Source organism: Streptomyces gardneri (assembly GCF_006539185.1).
GTDB lineage: Bacteria > Actinomycetota > Actinomycetes > Streptomycetales > Streptomycetaceae > Streptomyces > Streptomyces gardneri.
This window is the reverse complement of the sequence record NZ_BJMN01000125.1, coordinates 1-2,079: the sequence shown is the minus strand read 5'-3', so window position 1 is coordinate 2,079 and position 2,079 is coordinate 1. Positions and strand designations below refer to the sequence as shown.

The following is a 2,079-nucleotide window of genomic DNA, read 5'->3' as shown; positions in this document are numbered from 1 at the left end:
CGGTCTCAGCGACACCGACCTCTCGCGGCTGGCCCGTTCCGGGGCGACGCCCATGGACAGCGAGCTGACCCTGTCCCTCCTGGACGCGGCCATGCGCCGCGACGACCCGGCGCTCGTCCCGATCGCCCTGGACGTCGCCGCGCTCCGCGCCCAGCAGCGCGACGGCATGCTGGCGCCGCTGCTCAGCGGGCTCACCCGCGGGTCGCGGGTCGGCGGCGCGCCGGTCAACCAGCGCAGGGCCGCCGCCGGCGGCGCCGGCGAGGCGGACACGGACCTCGGCGGGCGGCTCGCCGCGATGACGCCGGACGACCGGGCCGCGCACCTGCGGGACCTCGTCCGTACGCACGTGGCGACCGTCCTGGGACACGGCACCCCGAGCCGGGTCGACCTGGAGCGGGCCTTCCGCGACACCGGTTTCGACTCGCTCACCGCCGTCGAACTCCGCAACCGTCTCAACGCCGCGACCGGGCTGCGGCTGCCGGCCACGCTCGTCTTCGACCACCCCACCCCGGGGGAGCTCGCCGGGCACCTGCTCGACGAACTCTCCACCGCCGCGGGCGGGTCCTGGGCGGAAGGCACCGGGTCCGGAGAGACGGCCTCGGCGACCGACCGGCAGACCACGGCGGCCCTCGCCGAACTCGACCGGCTGGAAGGCGTACTCGCCTCCCTCGCGCCCGCCGCCGGCGGCCGTCCGGAGCTCGCCGCCCGGCTCAGGGCGCTGGCCGCGGCCCTGGGGGACGACGGCGACGACGCCACCGACCTGGACGAGGCGTCCGACGACGACCTCTTCTCCTTCATCGACAAGGAGCTGGGCGGCGACTCCGACTTCTGACCTGCCCGGCACCACCGGCACCACCAGCCCCCTCACACACGGAACACGGAACGGACAGGCGAGAACGGGAGCCATGGCGAACAACGAAGACAAGCTCCGCGACTACCTCAAGCGCGTCACCGCCGAGCTGCAGCAGAACACCAGGCGTCTGCGCGAGATCGAGGGACGCACGCACGAGCCGGTGGCGATCGTGGGCATGGCCTGCCGCCTGCCGGGTGGTGTCGCCTCGCCCGAGGACCTGTGGCAGCTGGTGGCCGGGGACGGGGACGCGATCTCGGAGTTCCCCCAGGACCGCGGCTGGGACGTGGAGGGCCTGTACGACCCCGACCCGGACGCGTCCGGCAGGACGTACTGCCGGTCCGGCGGATTCCTGCACGACGCCGGCGAGTTCGACGCCGACTTCTTCGGGATCTCGCCGCGCGAGGCCCTCGCCATGGACCCGCAGCAGCGACTGTCCCTCACCACCGCGTGGGAGGCGATCGAGAACGCGGGCATCGACCCGACGACCCTGAAGGGCAGCGGCCTCGGCGTCTTCGTCGGCGGCTGGCACACCGGCTACACCTCGGGGCAGACCACCGCCGTGCAGTCGCCCGAGCTGGAGGGCCACCTGGTCAGCGGCGCGGCGCTGGGCTTCCTGTCCGGCCGTATCGCGTACGTCCTCGGTACGGACGGACCGGCCCTGACCGTGGACACGGCCTGCTCGTCCTCGCTGGTCGCCCTGCACCTCGCCGTGCAGGCCCTCCGCAAGGGCGAGTGCGACATGGCCCTCGCCGGTGGTGTCACGGTCATGCCCAACGCGGACCTGTTCGTGCAGTTCAGCCGGCAGCGCGGGCTGGCCGCGGACGGCCGGTCGAAGGCGTTCGCCACCTCGGCGGACGGCTTCGGCCCCGCGGAGGGTGCCGGAGTCCTGCTGGTGGAGCGCCTGTCGGACGCCCGCCGCAACGGACACCGGATCCTCGCGGTCGTGCGCGGCAGCGCGGTCAACCAGGACGGCGCGAGCAACGGCCTCACGGCTCCGAACGGACCCTCGCAGCAGCGCGTCATCCGACGGGCCCTGGCGGACGCCCGGCTCGCGCCGGGTGACGTGGACGTCGTCGAGGCGCACGGCACGGGCACACGGCTCGGCGACCCGATCGAGGCACAGGCCCTCATCGCCACGTACGGGCAGGAGAAGAGCAGCGAACAGCCCCTGAGGCTGGGCGCGTTGAAGTCGAACATCGGGCACACGCAGGCCGCCGCCGGTGTCG

2 protein-coding genes are annotated in these 2,079 nt (G+C 74.0%); both read left to right on the top strand.

The features are described 5' to 3' along the window. The coding region (locus tag SGA01_RS40660) for a phosphopantetheine-binding protein (protein WP_255325383.1) at positions 1-832 on the top strand (832 nt) is incomplete at its 5' end. A 73-nt stretch (positions 833-905) separates the two neighbouring features. Then, a partial coding sequence (locus tag SGA01_RS40655; RefSeq protein WP_174867704.1) for a beta-ketoacyl synthase N-terminal-like domain-containing protein occupies positions 906-2,079 on the top strand: 1,174 nt, incomplete at its 3' end.